At 56.4% G+C, this 15675-nt stretch carries 16 protein-coding genes; 11 read left to right on the top strand and 5 right to left on the bottom strand.

Features of this window, described 5'->3' with window-relative positions:
• The 3 genes from CU100_RS18255 to CU100_RS18265 all read left to right on the top strand — a co-directional run.
• Positions 1-530 (top strand): CBS domain-containing protein (locus tag CU100_RS18255; RefSeq protein WP_146141873.1); only part of this gene is annotated, 530 nt, incomplete at its 5' end.
• 124 nt (positions 531-654) lie between these two features.
• Complete coding sequence (locus CU100_RS18260; protein WP_106718054.1) at positions 655-2235, top strand: trimethylamine methyltransferase family protein; 1581 nt, start codon at positions 655-657, stop codon at positions 2233-2235.
• Between the two features lie 58 nt (positions 2236-2293).
• Positions 2294-4870, top strand: coding sequence for a GcvT family protein (locus CU100_RS18265; protein WP_106718055.1), 2577 nt, complete (start codon positions 2294-2296; stop codon positions 4868-4870).
• On the opposite strand, the gene CU100_RS18270 is transcribed toward CU100_RS18265, so the two are convergent.
• Positions 4847-5614 carry a PhnD/SsuA/transferrin family substrate-binding protein gene (locus CU100_RS18270; protein WP_106718056.1) on the bottom strand — a complete coding sequence of 256 codons (768 nt, stop codon included), beginning with the start codon at positions 5612-5614 and terminating at the stop codon, positions 4847-4849. The two genes, CU100_RS18265 and CU100_RS18270, sit on opposite strands and share 24 nt — an antisense overlap.
• A 9-nt stretch (positions 5615-5623) precedes the next feature.
• A complete protein-coding gene (locus CU100_RS18275; protein WP_407070350.1) occupies positions 5624-6661 on the bottom strand; it encodes a fatty acid desaturase in 1038 nt (345 codons plus the stop codon).
• Between the two features lie 115 nt (positions 6662-6776).
• Here CU100_RS18275 and CU100_RS18280 point away from each other — a divergent pair, with 115 nt between their 5' ends.
• The gene (locus CU100_RS18280) at positions 6777-7613 is read left to right on the top strand and encodes a helix-turn-helix domain-containing protein (RefSeq protein WP_106718058.1); all 837 of its coding nucleotides are present in this window, start codon (positions 6777-6779) and stop codon (positions 7611-7613) included.
• Positions 7614-7705: 92 nt separating this feature from the next.
• Positions 7706-8719: a betaine--homocysteine S-methyltransferase gene (gene bmt / locus CU100_RS18285; protein WP_106718059.1), complete on the top strand. Its 1014-nt coding sequence runs from the start codon at positions 7706-7708 to the stop codon at positions 8717-8719.
• Here bmt and CU100_RS18290 read toward each other — a convergent pair whose 3' ends face one another.
• Both CU100_RS18290 and CU100_RS18295 read right to left on the bottom strand, forming a co-directional pair.
• Entirely contained in the window at positions 8720-9409 is a 690-nt protein-coding gene (locus tag CU100_RS18290; RefSeq protein ID WP_106718060.1) for a 4Fe-4S dicluster domain-containing protein, read from the bottom strand.
• A gap of 85 nt (positions 9410-9494) precedes the next feature.
• Positions 9495-11081: a trimethylamine methyltransferase family protein gene (locus tag CU100_RS18295; RefSeq protein WP_106718061.1), complete on the bottom strand. Its 1587-nt coding sequence runs from the start codon at positions 11079-11081 to the stop codon at positions 9495-9497.
• Positions 11082-11323: 242 nt separating this feature from the next.
• On the opposite strand from CU100_RS18295, the gene CU100_RS18300 reads away from it, so the two are divergent.
• Complete coding sequence (locus CU100_RS18300) at positions 11324-12022, top strand: corrinoid protein (protein WP_106718062.1); 699 nt, start codon at positions 11324-11326, stop codon at positions 12020-12022.
• An 84-nt stretch (positions 12023-12106) separates the two neighbouring features.
• Here CU100_RS18300 and CU100_RS18305 read toward each other — a convergent pair whose 3' ends face one another.
• Positions 12107-12262, bottom strand: a complete 156-nt coding sequence (locus CU100_RS18305; protein WP_106718063.1) for an entericidin domain-containing protein — start codon at positions 12260-12262, stop codon at positions 12107-12109.
• A 71-nt stretch (positions 12263-12333) separates the two neighbouring features.
• Here CU100_RS18305 and CU100_RS18310 point away from each other — a divergent pair, with 71 nt between their 5' ends.
• From CU100_RS18310 to CU100_RS18330, 5 genes are all read left to right on the top strand, one after another.
• Positions 12334-12960, top strand: coding sequence for a DUF1638 domain-containing protein (locus CU100_RS18310; protein WP_106718064.1), 627 nt, complete (start codon positions 12334-12336; stop codon positions 12958-12960).
• A gap of 75 nt (positions 12961-13035) precedes the next feature.
• On the top strand, positions 13036-13617 hold the full coding sequence (locus tag CU100_RS18315; protein WP_106718065.1) for a DUF4893 domain-containing protein: 582 nt from the start codon (positions 13036-13038) through the stop codon (positions 13615-13617).
• Between the two features lie 70 nt (positions 13618-13687).
• Positions 13688-14359, top strand: coding sequence for an exopolysaccharide biosynthesis protein (locus CU100_RS18320; protein ID WP_106718066.1), 672 nt, complete (start codon positions 13688-13690; stop codon positions 14357-14359).
• 115 nt (positions 14360-14474) lie between these two features.
• Positions 14475-14777, top strand: coding sequence for a virulence factor (locus CU100_RS18325; protein WP_106718067.1), 303 nt, complete (start codon positions 14475-14477; stop codon positions 14775-14777).
• The gene (locus CU100_RS18330; protein WP_407070351.1) at positions 14764-15669 is read left to right on the top strand and encodes a methylenetetrahydrofolate reductase; all 906 of its coding nucleotides are present in this window, start codon (positions 14764-14766) and stop codon (positions 15667-15669) included. Before CU100_RS18325 ends, CU100_RS18330 begins: the two co-directional genes overlap by 14 nt.
• The last annotated feature ends 6 nt before the right edge of the window (positions 15670-15675 follow it).

The raw sequence follows: 15675 nt of genomic DNA on the forward strand, positions 1-15675 counted from the left end.
CTCGTGCGCTCACCAATGATGCTCCCATACTTCTGATGGACGAAGCTTTTTCCGCACTCGATCCGCTGATCCGGATGGACATGCAATCTGTCCTTCTCGACCTGCAGAAAGAGATCAAGAAAACGGTGGTCTTCATCACTCACGATCTTGATGAAGCATTGCGCTTGGGGGACCGGATCGCGATTCTGCGCGATGGTGAGGTCGTTCAACAGGGGACCGGCCAGGATATCGTCCTGCAACCCGCGGACGAGTATATCTCCAGCTTTGTGAAGGAGGTTAACCGGGGACGCGTAATCATGGTTGACACCATCGCCACGCAGTCGGGCATGCCGGCGTCCACAGGCGGCGTAACCGTCAGAACCGGCACCATTCTCGAAGAAGCGGCCAAGACCATGACCGACGCCAACCAGCAGTTTGCTACCGTCGTGGACGACAATGGAAAGGCCACAGGCATCATCAGCATGAACAGCCTGATTCAGGCAATGGTCACGCCGATAAGCCATCTCACGTCCAGGGCTGCGGCTGAATAGCTGGAACGCCAGGGAACGGTGTCGCTTCCCTTGCGCTCAGCGTCGCTCACGCCGCGCACCCTCAAAGCTCCTCTGGCGATATTGGTTCATCGCCTGCCGGGGGCGCGAAATGAGGGCATAGGAAATGGCTGAACCTGCAATCGAATCCAACACAAGTGCATCCTCGCGGGATCATGGCAGGCGTGGTGGTCGGGCACGGCCGCGCAGCGTGGAGAGCGGCGCGTTCGATCAGCCGGCCACGCGCCAGCTCAGAATCCCTTTCGCCCCAACGAAGGTCGTTTCCGACGATGAACTGGAATCTATTCACGACGCTTCGCTGAAGGTCCTGCAGGAAATCGGTGTCGACGTGTTGCACAATGGTGCGCGCGAAATCATGAAAAAGGCAGGCGCCGATGTAGCCCCCGGCACGATGCGCGTTCGATTCGAGAAGGACATGATCCTCGACTATGTCGGGCAGGCGCCGTCCGAGTTTACGCTGCACGCGCGCAATCCCGCTCACAATGTCCGTTTCGGCGGCAATAATCTCATCTTCGCGCAGATGGGTTCCGCCCCGAATTGTTCGGACACCGACAATGGCAGGCGGTCGGGTAATCAGGCTGATTTCCGCAATTTCCTGAAACTGGCGCAGATGCATAATATCATCAATGCGACAGGGGGATATCCTGTAGAACCCATCGACATTCATCCCTCGGTGCGTCACCTCGAGTGTATTCGGGATCTGGCCACCCTGACCGACAAGCCGTTTCACATTTATTCGCTGGGCAAGGAGCGCAACCAGGACGGGATTGAGATCGCGCGCCTCGCTCGCGGCATTAGTCAGGAGCAAATGCAAAGCGAAGCGTCCTGTTATACGATCATAAATACCAATTCTCCGCTCAAGCTTGACATACCGATGATGGAGGGCATCATTCAGATGTCCGGCAACGGCCAGATCGTCATAGTGACGCCGTTTACTCTCGCAGGCGCCATGGCGCCGGTGACGATCGCCGGTGCTTTGGTCCAGCAGAACGCCGAAGCGCTAGCTGGAATATCCTTTACCCAGATGGTGAAGAAAGGCGCGCCGGTAGGCTATGGCGGATTTACGTCCAATGTCGACATGAAGTCCGGCGCGCCGGCTTTCGGCACCCCCGAATACATGAAGGCGCAAATGATCGGCGGCCAATTGGCCCGACGCTACAATATCCCCTATCGCACATCGAACGTTTGCGCTGCCAATACCGTAGATGCTCAAGCGGCCTATGAATCGGTCTTCTCCCTTTGGGGTGCCATTCAGGGCGGCGGGAATTTTATGCTCCACTCGGCCGGTTGGCTCGAGGGTGGGCTCTGCTGTTCTTATGAGAAGATGGTTCTCGATTTTGATCTCCTGCAAATGGTCGCGGAATTCCTGACGCCACTCGACCTTTCCGATGATGCGCTCGGCCTAGATGCGATGCGGGATGTGGGCCCAGGCGGCCATTTCTTCGGCACTGCTCACACGCAATCGCGCTACAAGAATGCTTTCTACGCGCCCATCATCTCCGATTGGCGCAATTATGAGAGCTGGCAGGAAGCTGGCTCGCCGACGGCTATCGAGCGGGCAAATCGCGTGTGGAAAGAACGGCTGGCCACCTATGTCAAACCCCCGATCGATCCCGCGATTGAAGAGGAAATCAATGCCTTCGTTGCAGGACGCAAGGCAGAGGGCGGCGCTCCAACCGATTTCTGATCTTTGACTCAAACTCTCAACACGTTGAATCACATTTTCATAGACGAGGCATAAGATTATGAAATCCCACGTTAAAGCAGTTGTCATTGGCGGCGGCGTTGTCGGGTGTTCCGTGCTCTATCATCTTGCGCGTGCCGGGTGGACCGATGTGCTGTTGATCGAACGGTCGGAACTTACGTCCGGTTCGTCCTGGCATGCTGCTGGCGGCTTTCACACTCTGAATGGCGATCCGAACGTCGCAAAGCTGCAGGCCTACACTGTCAGCCTCTATAAGGAGATCGAGGAACTTTCCGGTCAGTCCTGCGGACTGCATTTAACCGGCGGCGTGATGATGGCGGACAGTCCGGAACGGATGGACTTCCTGCGTCTCGCCCATGCCCGTGGCCGCTATCTCGGCATGGACACGGAACTGATTACGCCATCCGAAGCCAAGGCAATGTTCCCGCTGATGGATGAGACGAATTTCGTAGGCGCCATGTGGGATCCCGTGGAAGGTCATCTCGATCCATCCGGCACCACTCACGCCTATGCCAAAGCCGCACGTAAGCTCGGCGCCGATATATCGTTGCGAAATCGGGTCGTTGAACTGACGCAAGAAGTCGATGGGACCTGGAATGTCGTTACGGAGCAAGGGACCGTCAAAGCCGAGCACGTGGTCAATTGCGGCGGTCTCTGGGCGCGGGAGGTCGGACGCATGGTGGGCCTCGAATTGCCCGTCCTGGCGATGGAGCACATGTATCTTCTGACCGAAGACATGCCTGAGGTCATGGAGTTCAACAAGTCGACGGGCCGCGAACTCATTGGCGTGATGGATTTCAAGGGCGAGATATACACCCGTCAGGAGCGCAACGGCATTCTGCTCGGCACCTATGAAAAGGCGGCCAAGCCATGGTCACCGGTCAACACCCCCTGGGACTTCGGCCACGAACTTCTGCCACCGGATATCGATCGAATTGCCCCTTCCCTTGAAGTCGGGTTCAAGCATTTCCCTGGAATCGAGAAGGCCGGTATCAAGCAAATCATCAATGGCCCCTTCACCTTCGCGCCTGATGGCAATCCGCTCGTGGGTCCTGTTCCTGGCCTCACCAATTACTGGACAGCCTGTGCGGTAATGGCCGGCTTCAGCCAGGGAGGCGGCGTTGGCCTTGCGCTCTCAAATTGGATGGTGCACGGCGAACCCGGCTTCGACGTGTGGGGCATGGACGTGGCGCGCTTCGGCGAGTGGGCGACTTTGCGCTATACCAATGCTAAAGTCCGCGAAAATTACTCACGGCGCTTCTCCATACGTTTCCCAAACGAGGAGTTACCGGCAGGACGTCCACAGCAGACGACCCCGCTTTACGATACGATGCTTGCCCAAAACGCTGTCATGGGCGACTCATGGGGTCTTGAAACACCGCTCTGGTTCGCTCCCAAGGGTACTGATCCGCGCGACGTCGTTTCCTATCATCGTTCCAACGATTTCGAGCATGTCGGGAATGAAGTTCGCGCCACGCGTAACAGCGTCGGAGTCACCGAAATAGCCAACTTTGCCAAATACGAGGTAACGGGCTCGGGTGCTGACGCCTTCTTGTCCCGCCTGATGACCAACACGATGCCGAAGGTCGGACGACTTGTTCTTACGCCTATGCTCAACCACGAAGGCAAGCTCATTGGCGATTTCACGATCGCAAGAGCCGCTGACGAGCGGTTCCTTATCTGGGGATCGTCTGCCGCTCAACGCTATCACATGCGCTGGTTTCGAAAACAGCAGCCGAGGGACGGCTCCGTGCGCATCCATCGCTTCGACCAGACGCTCGTCGGGCTCTCGATCGCAGGGCCAAAAGCTCGCGCTGTTCTCGGCAAACTCGTCGACGAAGATGTCTCCAACGCAGCGTTCCGCTTCATGGACTTCCGTGAAATGGCTGTCGGCGGTGCACCTTGCAAAGTGAATCGGATCTCCTACACGGGCGATCTCGGCTATGAGATATGGATGGAACCTGCCTATCAGCGTCTTGTCTACAAGGCGATCAAGGCAGCCGGCGCCGAATACGGGATCGTTGATTTTGGTATGCGCGCCCTGCTCTCGATGCGGCTCGAGAAGAATTTCCCCACCTGGTACCGCGAGTTACGACCGATCTACGGGCCCTATGAAGGATCGATGGACCGATTTGTAAAGCTGTCGAAGAATGATTTCATTGGGCGCGAGGCCGCTGCGCGGGAAAAAGCAGAATTCGACTCGGGCGACACGGCCAAACTTCGCCGGATTTCGTTGATGGTTGACGTTCCCGAAGGAGAAGGTGCTGCCGACGTGATGGGTGACGAGCCGATCTGGGCCAAGGTCACTAAAGACTACGGCGTCGTGCAGGCGAGCCACGGGGTGGGCGCACCACGCTTTGACGGAACTGGACAAGTGGTTGCCAATGAAGGTGATATTGGCGCAGTGCAGGGTGAGTGGCGGGTTGTCGGATGGGTAACATCCGGCGGCTATGCCCACTATGTCGGGAAGTCGATGGCGCAAGGCTACGTACCGGCAGAACTTGCCAAGAGCCAGGAGCGAGGATTGTTCGAGGTGGAAATCCTCGGTATTCGCCGGCCGGCCCAAATCAACCTTGAGCCGCCATTCGATCCCTCAGGCGAAAAGATGCGCGGGTAGATCAAACTTCGAGATAAAGGGCAAGCCCTTGCGCTTGCCCGTCCAGCCCGCGACGATCAAGGCACTGGCGGCTTCGTCGTAACGCTGCGCCAGTTCCCAGGACTTGCAGTCGATTGCAGCTATGTCCGCGCGGCCGGTTGCAACAGCTTCAATCGAGTGGCGATGGCCGGCGGTTTCTCCATGGCTGGCAAATATGTCCAGCGTTTCTCCCTGGCCGGCAAGGTCCCGTTGAAGAGCGATATAGCCGGACATTGAATCGTGACTATTGAATGCGAAGCGCTTGTTCCGCATCGCGTTCAAAGGGAGTGTGGCCTTCCCGTCAGGCGGTACGACCACCTGCATTGCCTCACCGCGCCGCATCACCAGGGCACTTGAGTAAAACTCGCCATCTCCCCCCTCGACACCGGAATAGTCATCCTGACCTACGATATGGACATGCGCCTGCAGGCCTAGTTCAAGCGGACCCCAGCACGTTTGGGCAAACAGCAAGTCAGGGTGAAGCCAAAGCGTTGCGCGGTCTAGCTCATCAGGTGGAAGCATAGCCGGATCCGGGGCGATGACGTTGCCCGCAGCATCCCTGATTCCACCCGGGACAGCAGGTAAATCGGCGTTGCGGCGTACGAGCACGTCTGGCGCATTGAACCCGGCCGATCGGAGTCTGTCGCGCAGCATCGTCCATTGCGCGTCAACTTCGACGCGCCGTTCCGGCCAATCGTACATCGGTAAAGCCGCTACAAGGGTCATGCCTGATACTTAGTCTTTCGGCGGCTCGGCGGGAATAGGTAAGCTTGTGCCACCTTGCAGGCTGATGCCGTGGCGACGCGGTCGGAACGCCCGCGCTGGAGCCGGTTCGCGGCGCAAAATAGGATGTACAACTTCCTGCTTTTTACGGAATGCGTATGCGCGCAGAATCTCGAAATAATTGCGGAACACATAGCCACCGTTCATCCGCTGCCATTCCTCTGGCTGTTCGCGATAAAGTTTCGGAAGATCATACCAGGGTGCCGTTGGCTTTTTGTGATGAACGAAATGCAGATTGTTATTGAGAAAAATCAGCGCCAAGGGCGAGCTTTCCACGATTATCGTGCGTCCGTCGGGCCTTTCCGACCATTGATGCTCACAATAACTGCGGATGGCGATGATAGAAAGACCCCAATAAACGGAAGTGAGCACATACAGCCAAAGCGGAACGTCGAAGATCAGCCACACGATGCCGACCATGGGGACGAGCCCGGCCAAGTGCAACAACCATGCATTTCGCGTCTTCCTGTCGCCCCCAGCGACGAGTTTCACCTCGGAGATCACAAACCCGATGATCATCAGTAGGGGGCCGATGACGATCCGGCCAATCAGCGTGTTGTTCCAATTGAGCATCAGTTTAACGAATGCCGGGAATTTCCCCCAATCGCTCATGGCATGGTAATAGCTTTCCGGATCGTCATAGGGATCGGTCAGCCGTTCATCCGCGTGATGTTTCAAATGCAGATGCTTGTATCGGCGGTAGGGAAAGACAATGCCAAGAGGCAGTGAAACGAGAAGTTCGTTCAGAGAACCACGGCGTGTAGGGTGACCGTGCAGGGCCTCATGTTGCAACGACGAATGCAGTGCAACGGACAGCGCCATCGCCGCAAGAGCAACAACTGGCATGGTATGATAGACGTAGGTCCCGGATATGAACCAGAGTCCGTAACAGACTATCATCAGACCAACCGTCGGCCATTCAATGCCGGTACGTTTTCGCGGATGCTGCGATCGTGACGAGGGTATTTCGGTATGTCTTTCTGATTCCATGTTTTTCATCGTCTCACTGTCAGTAGCTGTCAGCAACGAGATTTTTGTGAGTAAGTGTTGATATTGCGCACCAAACAGCGCAAATGTTGTGGATTGTAAACGACGGGGTGAGACTATGGATAAACGCGATCTGTCCCGCCTGTTCCAGGAGCGGATAAAAAGTCTCCTTCTCCGGAGTGGGGAAAACCAGTCGTCCTTTGCCGCCTCGGTTGGCATCGACCGTTCCGCCCTGTCACAGCTGTTGTCTGGCCAGTCTACAAGGCTGCCGCGGGTCGAAACCTTGCTCAACATTGCCGAACGTCATTCCGTATCCCTGGATTGGCTGCTGGGCCTCAGCCAGGATGAAGGCATCACCGGCGAGCTTCGCCCAAGTATGGAGATCGAGGAGGGATCCGATAATTTCGAACGCACCCTTCTTGTAAAATGGCATGCGGAAGCGACCGGCAGCAAAATCCGTTATGTTCCCGCACGTATTCCGGACCTTTTGCGCACACAGGCAGTCGTTGCCTATGAAACCTCGATGGTTCATCGCGATCCAGCAATTCAATTGAGCGAGACCGCGTTCCGGCTGGACTACAACCGCCAACCAGGGACCGACATGGAAGTCTGCATGCCATTTCAGACGCTGAATGATTTCGCCGGTGGTTGCAGTATCTGGAGCGATCTTCCTCGCAAGGTGCGGCAGGAACAGCTGAAGCATATGGCTGAGCTGCTTGATGAACTATATCCATCGTTCCGGCTCTACCTCTTTGACGGGCGCGAGCGTTTTTCTGTTCCATACACCGTTTTTGGCCCCTATCGCACAGCCATATTTGTCGGAGAGATGTATCTCGTTCTGAACACCACCGAGGCGGTATTGACCATGCAACGACATTTCGACGGGCTCATCCGTGTAGCCAGGATCAATGCGCACGAGGCCGCTCAATACATATCGTCATTGAAGGTAACCTGATCCTGCGGCACGTCTTGTCGCAAATGATGATTGACCACATATAAAGACTTCCTTATATCGTTATTTAGTTGATACCCATAGGAACGCGCGTCATGACGATTGCAAACCCACTCGCTGATCTCATTGCTGAAAAGGGCGTTCTGCTCGCCGATGGGGCTACGGGTACAAATCTCTTTGCTGCGGGCCTGGAAGCTGGAGAAGCGCCAGAGCTTTGGAATGAAGCGCAACCGCAAAAGATTGTTGCACTGCATCAGGGTTTTGTCGATGCGGGGGCGGATATAATTCTCACCAATTCCTTTGGCGGCACCCGTCATCGTTTGAAGCTGCATCATGCGCACGACCGTGTGTTCGAACTTAATAAAAAGGCCGCCGAGCTGGCGCGTAGCGTCGCCGACAAGGCGGGTCGCAAGGTCATCGTCGCTGGATCGGTCGGTCCGACCGGCGAACTCCTGATACCCCTCGGTGCATTGACGGAAGAGGACGCCGTTGCGGCCTTCACCGAACAATTGGAGGGTTTGAAGGCGGGGGGCGTGGACGTCGCCTGGATTGAAACGATGTCTGCCCCTGGGGAAATACGTGCCGCTGCCGAAGCTGCTGTAAAAGTGGGCCTGCCTTACGTCTATACGGGTTCGTTTGATACAGCGGGAAAGACCATGATGGGTCTGCCGCCAAAAGAAATCCACGGCGTTGTGGACGGGCTTTCGCAACCTCCTGTGGCTGTCGGCGCCAATTGCGGCGTCGGTGCGTCGGATATCCTCGCAACACTTCTCGACATGAGTGACGCCGATCCTTCTGCGACCATCGTCATCAAGGGCAATTGCGGCATACCCGAATTCAGGGGTGCCGAAATCTTCTATTCCGGAACTCCGGAGCTGATGGCCGACTACGCTCACCTGGCGATCAATGGCGGCGCGAAGATCATTGGCGGTTGCTGCGGCACATCGTTCGAGCATCTGGCGGCAATGCGTAAGGCGCTCGACAGTCATACGCACGGCGCCCGCCCTTCGGTCGAGACAATCATCGAGACCATCGGACCCATGCGCAACAAGCTTGCAGCGCACGCCGATGATATGCCAAAGCGGGAGCGGCGCGGACGCCGTGGCTGATCATATGCCGGCGAAAGCCGCCATATGAAAGCGCTGTTGATCCTGCGCATAGGCATGCCCTCGCCCAACCGGACAGGCTAGCCGGGCCAGGCAACCACCATCCATGCAGGTCGCACCTTGCGGTCCGGCAAGATGATGACGGCAGCTATCCACGGCGAAGCTCGCACTGTTGAAAGCCCCGGCTGGACATGTGGACAGACAGGGTTTCTCCGCGCAAGTGTCGCAAGGATGGCAAGCCGGAGCATGATGCGTCGGAAATGCCACGGGATGATCAAACAGAAGTGCGCCGCGATAAGCGTGCCAGAGACCGTATTCGGGATGGATCAGCATCCCCAAGGGAGAGGTCCGTAGACCCTCCGCACGGCCGGCCCATTGCTGGAACGGCAAATAGGGTCTGTCGGAGGGAAACACTGACTTCGCACCGAAATCCGCGGCGATCTCGGACAACGCCTGCTTCGACCAGGCATCGAGAGGATCGATCATGTTCGGGTGCCATTGCCGCCATTCCATAAAATGCGGCCATATGGACGAGCCGTAATGTCCAACCAGAACCACGCTTTTGGCGATCATCCCTTCGCCCGGCGGCGGCGCTTGATCCACTTCATCGAAAACAAGTCCGCCGCGGGGGACGAGACCATAGGGCTCCAGCGCGGCGGCAACTTCATCTAGAATCGAAACAGCGTCACTCATCGGATGCCTAGCCCTTCACAGCGGAGGCCCAGACTTCCTGATGGATCAGATCGGCCACTTTAGCCCGGCCGTCATCGGGCTTCTTTCAGGTGAAAGCGTCGGGCATGGATGCCTTTTTCTTGGCAATGAACTCTTTGAGAGATTCGTCGATGGCGGGATCGAGATGAGGCGCCTCATAAGTCTCCAGCCACCGGCGGGCAAGTTCATTGGCTCTTTGATCGGCGCGTTTCTCACCTTCGGCCAGCCATTGCTCATATGAGTTGTTATCTGCAATGCTCGACCGATAAAACGCCGTCTGGAAGTTGGCCTGGGTGTGGTCGCAACCGAGATAATGGCTGCCGGGCCCAACTTGCCGGATGGCGTCCATGGCCTGACCATTCTCGGACAGGTCGACACCTTCCGCGATCTTCTGCGCCATGCCAAGCTGGTCTATATCCATCATGAACTTTTCATAGGACGAGACCAACCCGCCCTCGAGCCAGCCGGCCCCGTGCAGCACGAAATTCGTCCCCGCAAGGAGCGTCGAATTCAACGTATTGGCACTCTCATAAGCAGCTTGTGCGTCGGAGACTTTCGAGGCACAAAGCGAGCCGCCGGTGCGGAATGGCAGCCCGCAGCGCCGTGCCAGTTGCGCGGCGCCATAAGATACAAGTGACGGCTCCGGCGTGCCGAAGGTTGGCGCACCGGATTGCATCGAGATCGACGACGCAAAGGTGCCAAATATCACAGGTGCGCCCGGCCGGATCAACTGCGTGAACGACGCCCCGGCCAACACTTCCGCCAAGACCTGCGTAAGCGTGCCGGCCACGGTTACCGGGCTCATGGCGCCTGCAAGAATGAACGGGGTAACGATACAAGCCTGGTTGTTGCGCGCATACACTTTCAAAGCGCCCAACATCGTTTCGTCGAAGACCATCGGCGAGTTCGCATTGATCAGGCTCGTCAGCACCGTGTTCTGGTCGAGATAATCCTCGCCGAACACCAGCTTGCACATAGCTATTGTATCTTCCGCGCGTTCCGGAGCCGTGACGGATCCCATGAAAGGCTTGTCGGAATATTTGATATGGGCGTACACCATATCGAGATGGCGCTTGTTGACGGGCACATCTACCGGCTCGCAAACAGTCCCGCCTGAATGGTGGATGGACGGTGCCATATACGCGAGCTTCACGAAATTATTGAAGTCTTCGATAGTTGCGTAGCGGCGATTGCCGTCAAGGTCGCGCACAAAGGGCGGCCCGTAGACCGGTGCGAAAACGGTCGCATTGCCGCCGATCTGAACGGAACGCTCCGGGTTGCGCGCGCGCTGCGTGTAGATTGGGGGGGCCGTCTTCAGCAGGGAGCGCGGCAGGCCTTTGGGGAAATGTACGCGTTCGCCTTTGACGTCGGCGCCCGCGTCCCTCCAGAGCGCCAGAGCTTCGGCGTCGTCGCGGAACTCGATACCGATCTCTTCCAGAACGGTGTCAGCGTTCGCCTCGATAATCGCCAGCCCCTCTTCGTCCAACACTTCAAAAGTGCGTATCTTGCGCGTAATATAGGTCAGCGACTTGCCGGGACCGCCGCCCGAACGGGCCGCACGACGGGCAGCTGCACCTGCCCCAGCGCCGCGACCGCGACGTCCACTGCTTGTCTCCGCTTCCGCAGGTGCATCGACTGACGTTTCCTCAACCATTTTCTGTCTCCTCAGCGCTCGCGAGCGCGGACTTCGTCCTAAGCTAGTCGAATCTAGACGTGACGCCAGCGAGAGCGTTTCCGTGTGCGGCACCCAGTGGCGCATCGGAGACAAACTGCCGGTCGTTTTCGTCATTTACTAGGTCGCATTTAAGCGATGCGTTTTCAGCAACTTGCCCGATATGTTAAACAAACACCAGTTATGTTAGTGACATTGCATAACGCTTGAGAGGAAGCATAAAAATGGCCGATGATGAAATCATTCTTTCGGAGCTTTCGGACGATGAACTCGTCGAGCAAATGCATGACGACCTCTATGACGGTCTCAAGGAAGAAATCGAGGAGGGCACCAACATTCTGCTCGAGCGTGGCTGGGCACCCTACAAGGTCCTCACCGAAGCGTTGGTCGAAGGCATGCGAATTGTGGGTGAAGACTTTCGCGACGGTATCCTCTTCGTACCAGAAGTGCTGCTATCGGCAAATGCGATGAAGGCCGGCATGTTCATCCTGCGCCCTTTGCTTGCTGCAACCGGGGCCCCCAAGCAGGGCAAGCTTGTCATAGGTACCGTCAAAGGTGACATTCATGACATCGGAAAAAATCTCGTCGGCATGATGATGGAAGGTGCGGGCTTCGATGTCATCGATCTTGGCATCAACAACCCTGTCGAGAAGTATCTTGACGCGATCGAGGAACATAAGCCCGACATTCTCGGGATGTCTGCCCTGCTTACGACTACCATGCCCTACATGAAAGTCGTCATCGATACGATGAAGGAGAAGGGTATCCGGGACGATTATGTCGTGCTTGTCGGTGGTGCACCCTTGAATGAGGAATTCGGCAAGGCGGTCGGTGCCGATGCCTATTGCCGTGATGCGGCAGTTGCGGTCGAAACCGCCAAAGCTTACATGAAGCGGAAACACAACCAGCTCTCAGGAGCTTGAGCGAAAAACGGCCGCATATTTGCGACCGTTTTCAAAGCAATAAATCAATAACGGCTGAGGCCCGGACCGGGCCTTAAGCGTTAATTAATTGGCAGCCTTTGCTACGCGGTGACCAGCGCCCTGGGTTGCGTTTACGGTGTTGGCCGTATCCTGACCCATTCCGCGGATAGTGTTTGCGCAACCGGCAAGTGCAACAACTGCGAGTACAGCGGCAATCGGAACGATATGTGATAGTTTCATGGACGGTATCTCCCGTTCTGGTAATATTAAAAACCAACGTTCGCACAACGCGATGGAGCCAGATCAGTTCCATGGATGCAAGCCGAAAGTCGACTAAGTCACCGGAGATCGTAAGGGTCATCGCTTGCGGGATGATCGCACGAGAAATTCTGGCCATACGTGAACAGTGTGGGCTCGATCATATTGATCTTAAATGCCTTCCTGCGATCTACCATCACTATCCCGACAGGATTGCGCCGTCGGTCGACCGAGCGATCGTCGAAGCCAGGGCGCAGGGCATAACGCGCATCTTTGTAGGCTATGCCGATTGCGGCACGGGAGGAATGCTCGACCGCGTCTGCGAGAAACATGGAGTTGAACGCATCGCCGGACCCCATTGCTTCTCGTTCTATGCCGGGAACGAAGCGTTCGCCGCACAATGGGAGGACGACATGACCTCGTTTTTCATGACTGATTTCCTGGCTCGTCATTTCGAAGCTTTCATGGTCAAGCCTCTGGGCCTTGATCGGCACCCGGAACTGCGTGAGATGTACTTTGGCAACTATACGAAGATGATCTACATGGCACAAACGGATGATCCCGAGTTAAGCGCTAAAGCGGAGAAGGCAGCCGCGTTTCTCGGGCTTGAGTATGAGCGGCGCCTTACAGGCTATGGCGACCTCGTACCTGCGTTGACCTCCGCTGCTGCTCTCAGCTAGATCTTGTCGCCATCAACCTGCGCGACAGTCGTTTGAATAGGTATCAACCACCAATCAATCATCCGGGTAGCACACATGATACTTCGCACGGGTCTTGGCGCGATTTTCCTGATTGCCTGCACTAATTTCGTCCAGGCGGACGGCGCTATATCGAAAATAATCACAAAGACTGATCAAGCAAAGCTGGACGGATATGAAGAAAACAGGAGTGCGGCAGTTGATGCTGCCAGAAAAGGCGGCGCTCCGGCCGATGTAATGCAATTGGAGGAAATTCTGGCGAGACCCAGACTGGCTTTCAGTGAAAATTTTGACATGACCGGCGAATGGAAATGCCGGACGATAAAGCTTGGTAAAGAACCGGCGCTGGTGATTTACCAGTGGTTCAAGTGCCGTGTTACCGATGATGGATCCGGTTGGATGCTTGAAAAAACAAGCGGTTCCCAACGCACGAAGGGGCGCTTCTATACCGAAAGCGACACTCGCCTCACCTATCTCGGCGTCGGCTATGTTTCAGGTGAAATGCCGGGAAAATATGGCGGCGGTCCTGACGTTGACCAGACAGGATATGCATATCGCACAGGAAAGGATGAGTTCCATATCGAATTTCCCGAACCCGCCCGCGAATCGCTGTTGGACATACTCGAACTGAAGCGTTGAGGGATTTTCGTCATTGCAATGTCATCGACCTCGCGCCATATGCGTCAGCATGTGGAACGAAGACGTTAAGATGGCTGCAATCGACGCCGAAGAAAAGAACGAGCCAGACCGCGCCGCTGTACATCGGACACCGGACAATGACCCTCGCTCGCTCTCGCAGGTTTTCAAGGATTTATCCTTGTCTGCAACGGCCCCCGTGTCCTTCAATGAACTTGAGGATGCCTTCACCGACCGTAGCTTTGCCGCCCTGCTCACATTTTTTGCCATCTTGAATCTCATACCGCTGCCGCCGGGAACCGGCGTCCTTACTGGCATTCCGCTTGTACTCGTCTCCGTGCAAATGGTGATGGGCCGCGAATCGGTCTGGCTCCCCGCGTTCCTGCGCACGAAATCCATAGCACCCGATCGTTTCCGGCTGATCTCGGACAGGGTCGTTCCCTGGTTGGAATGGCTGGAAAAATTCATCCGGCCGCGTAATTGGCCCTTTGGCCGCAAGCGTGGGGATCGTTGGCTGGGCGCGTTCACGACCATTCTCGGCTTGTCTGTCGTATTGCCAATGCCGCTTTCGAACTGGCTGCCTGCTTTCGCGACCGCCGTTATCGGAATTGCGCTTTGCGAGCGCGATGGCCGGCTACTGCTCGCGGGCGTCGTCGTCGGCATAGTCTCCATTGCCATTGTCACCGGCTTCGCTTTCATTGCGGCGAACGTGTTTTCATACCTCGCGACATTCTTGCCTTTTTGAGCTGTCGCAAAAACACTAGTCGGGCACGTCGCATTTGAGTGGACCCGCGTCGTGAGATAGCAAGCTTGGCCCATGTTTTTCCGGCAAAAGAGGTCCTCGTCGGAGGATGAAATGCATGGCTGATCTCATTGTCGTTTATTGGCGGGATATTCCTGCTCAAGTGACCGTCAAAAAAGGGCGCCAGGCAGCAAAGCGCGAACTACCGATCCGTTTCACCGAAGCCATCGACATGTGTGCAATGCGCATCGGTGCCAAAGATTCAGACGCCTATCTGGCGGAATGGCGCCGCGGAACTCCGGTGCCGGTAAGTGATGATCTGGAGACCGAGGCGGACAGCGCCCTCGCCCGAATTGATTCTGAATATAACCGGGAACGCCTTGTGGCGCTCGTAAAGGCAGGTGGACATGAGCATTCATGAATTCAAAGCGAAGTCGCAGCAGGATCCAATGACCAAGATCGCAGCATCTATCGAAGTCGCGGCACGCCAGGCAATCGAGTCGCAGGATTTACCGGGTTTGTTCCCTGCTGGCACCCGCGTCTATATCACAGATATGGGGACTGATAGCGTCGATACTCTCACGACAGCTGCCAAACGGATTTACGATCTGGGTTACAAACCCGTTCCGCATTTTGCCTCTCGCCGTCTGTCGACCAGGGTCGCTCTTGAGACACGCATCCGCCGTGCCGCCGAGGAAGCTGGCGTGACAGACGTTCTTGTCATCGGTGGTGGCCTTGAGCGTCAGGCGGGTGAATTCTCTTCCACGATGGAAGTTCTGGAAACGGGCCTCTTCGACAAGTACGGCATAAATGAAATGGGTGTGGCGGGACACCCGGAAGGCAGCCCTGAGTTCTCCGAAGCAGTTGCTCTTGAAGCGCTTCGCTTGAAGAAGAATTTCGGCGAACGTACCGGCGCAAAGCTGCGCGTCGTCACCCAGTTTGGTTTCGATGCAGAGCGCTTCATTCGGTACTCGGAATCGCTGCGCCAACATGGTGTCGACCTGCCAGTACATCTCGGCGTTGCAGGCCCTGCCAAGATTACGACCCTGATTAAATACGCGGCCATGTGCGGCGTCGGCAATTCAATCAGCTTTCTGAAGAAGAATGCATTGTCCCTGACCGCCCTTGCCACAAGCCATTCACCGGAAGGCGTGGTCGGCCCAATCGAGCAGCACGTCTTGGCCACGCCGGCTTCTGCCATCAAGCAGATTCACGTATTCCCGTTCGGAGGGTTGAAGAAATCGTCCGAATGGCTCGTTGATCGCGGCTCATGGAATGTAAACACGCAATACGCAAACGCAGCGAGCAACTGAGGTAAT

The sequence above is a fragment of the Phyllobacterium endophyticum genome, from assembly GCF_003010935.1.
Classification (GTDB): Bacteria; Pseudomonadota; Alphaproteobacteria; order Rhizobiales; family Rhizobiaceae; genus Phyllobacterium; species Phyllobacterium endophyticum.

What these genes read in the sequence shown, in the direction of transcription:
- CU100_RS18300 (WP_106718062.1), top strand. Translation starts at nt 11,324, where the DNA reads ATGGCCGATGATGAAATCATTCTTTCGGAGCTTTCGGACGATGAACTC.
- CU100_RS18315 (WP_106718065.1), top strand. Translation starts at nt 13,036, where the DNA reads ATGATACTTCGCACGGGTCTTGGCGCGATTTTCCTGATTGCCTGCACT.
- CU100_RS18305 (WP_106718063.1), bottom strand. Translation starts at nt 12,262, where the DNA reads ATGAAACTATCACATATCGTTCCGATTGCCGCTGTACTCGCAGTTGTT.
- CU100_RS18290 (WP_106718060.1), bottom strand. Translation starts at nt 9,409, where the DNA reads ATGAGTGACGCTGTTTCGATTCTAGATGAAGTTGCCGCCGCGCTGGAG.
- CU100_RS18310 (WP_106718064.1), top strand. Translation starts at nt 12,334, where the DNA reads ATGGATGCAAGCCGAAAGTCGACTAAGTCACCGGAGATCGTAAGGGTC.
- CU100_RS18265 (WP_106718055.1), top strand. Translation starts at nt 2,294, where the DNA reads ATGAAATCCCACGTTAAAGCAGTTGTCATTGGCGGCGGCGTTGTCGGG.
- CU100_RS18270 (WP_106718056.1), bottom strand. Translation starts at nt 5,614, where the DNA reads ATGACCCTTGTAGCGGCTTTACCGATGTACGATTGGCCGGAACGGCGC.
- bmt (WP_106718059.1), top strand. Translation starts at nt 7,706, where the DNA reads ATGACGATTGCAAACCCACTCGCTGATCTCATTGCTGAAAAGGGCGTT.
- CU100_RS18320 (WP_106718066.1), top strand. Translation starts at nt 13,688, where the DNA reads ATGGCTGCAATCGACGCCGAAGAAAAGAACGAGCCAGACCGCGCCGCT.
- CU100_RS18280 (WP_106718058.1), top strand. Translation starts at nt 6,777, where the DNA reads ATGGATAAACGCGATCTGTCCCGCCTGTTCCAGGAGCGGATAAAAAGT.
- CU100_RS18275 (WP_407070350.1), bottom strand. Translation starts at nt 6,661, where the DNA reads ATGGAATCAGAAAGACATACCGAAATACCCTCGTCACGATCGCAGCAT.
- CU100_RS18325 (WP_106718067.1), top strand. Translation starts at nt 14,475, where the DNA reads ATGGCTGATCTCATTGTCGTTTATTGGCGGGATATTCCTGCTCAAGTG.
- CU100_RS18330 (WP_407070351.1), top strand. Translation starts at nt 14,764, where the DNA reads ATGAGCATTCATGAATTCAAAGCGAAGTCGCAGCAGGATCCAATGACC.
- CU100_RS18260 (WP_106718054.1), top strand. Translation starts at nt 655, where the DNA reads ATGGCTGAACCTGCAATCGAATCCAACACAAGTGCATCCTCGCGGGAT.
- CU100_RS18295 (WP_106718061.1), bottom strand. Translation starts at nt 11,081, where the DNA reads ATGGTTGAGGAAACGTCAGTCGATGCACCTGCGGAAGCGGAGACAAGC.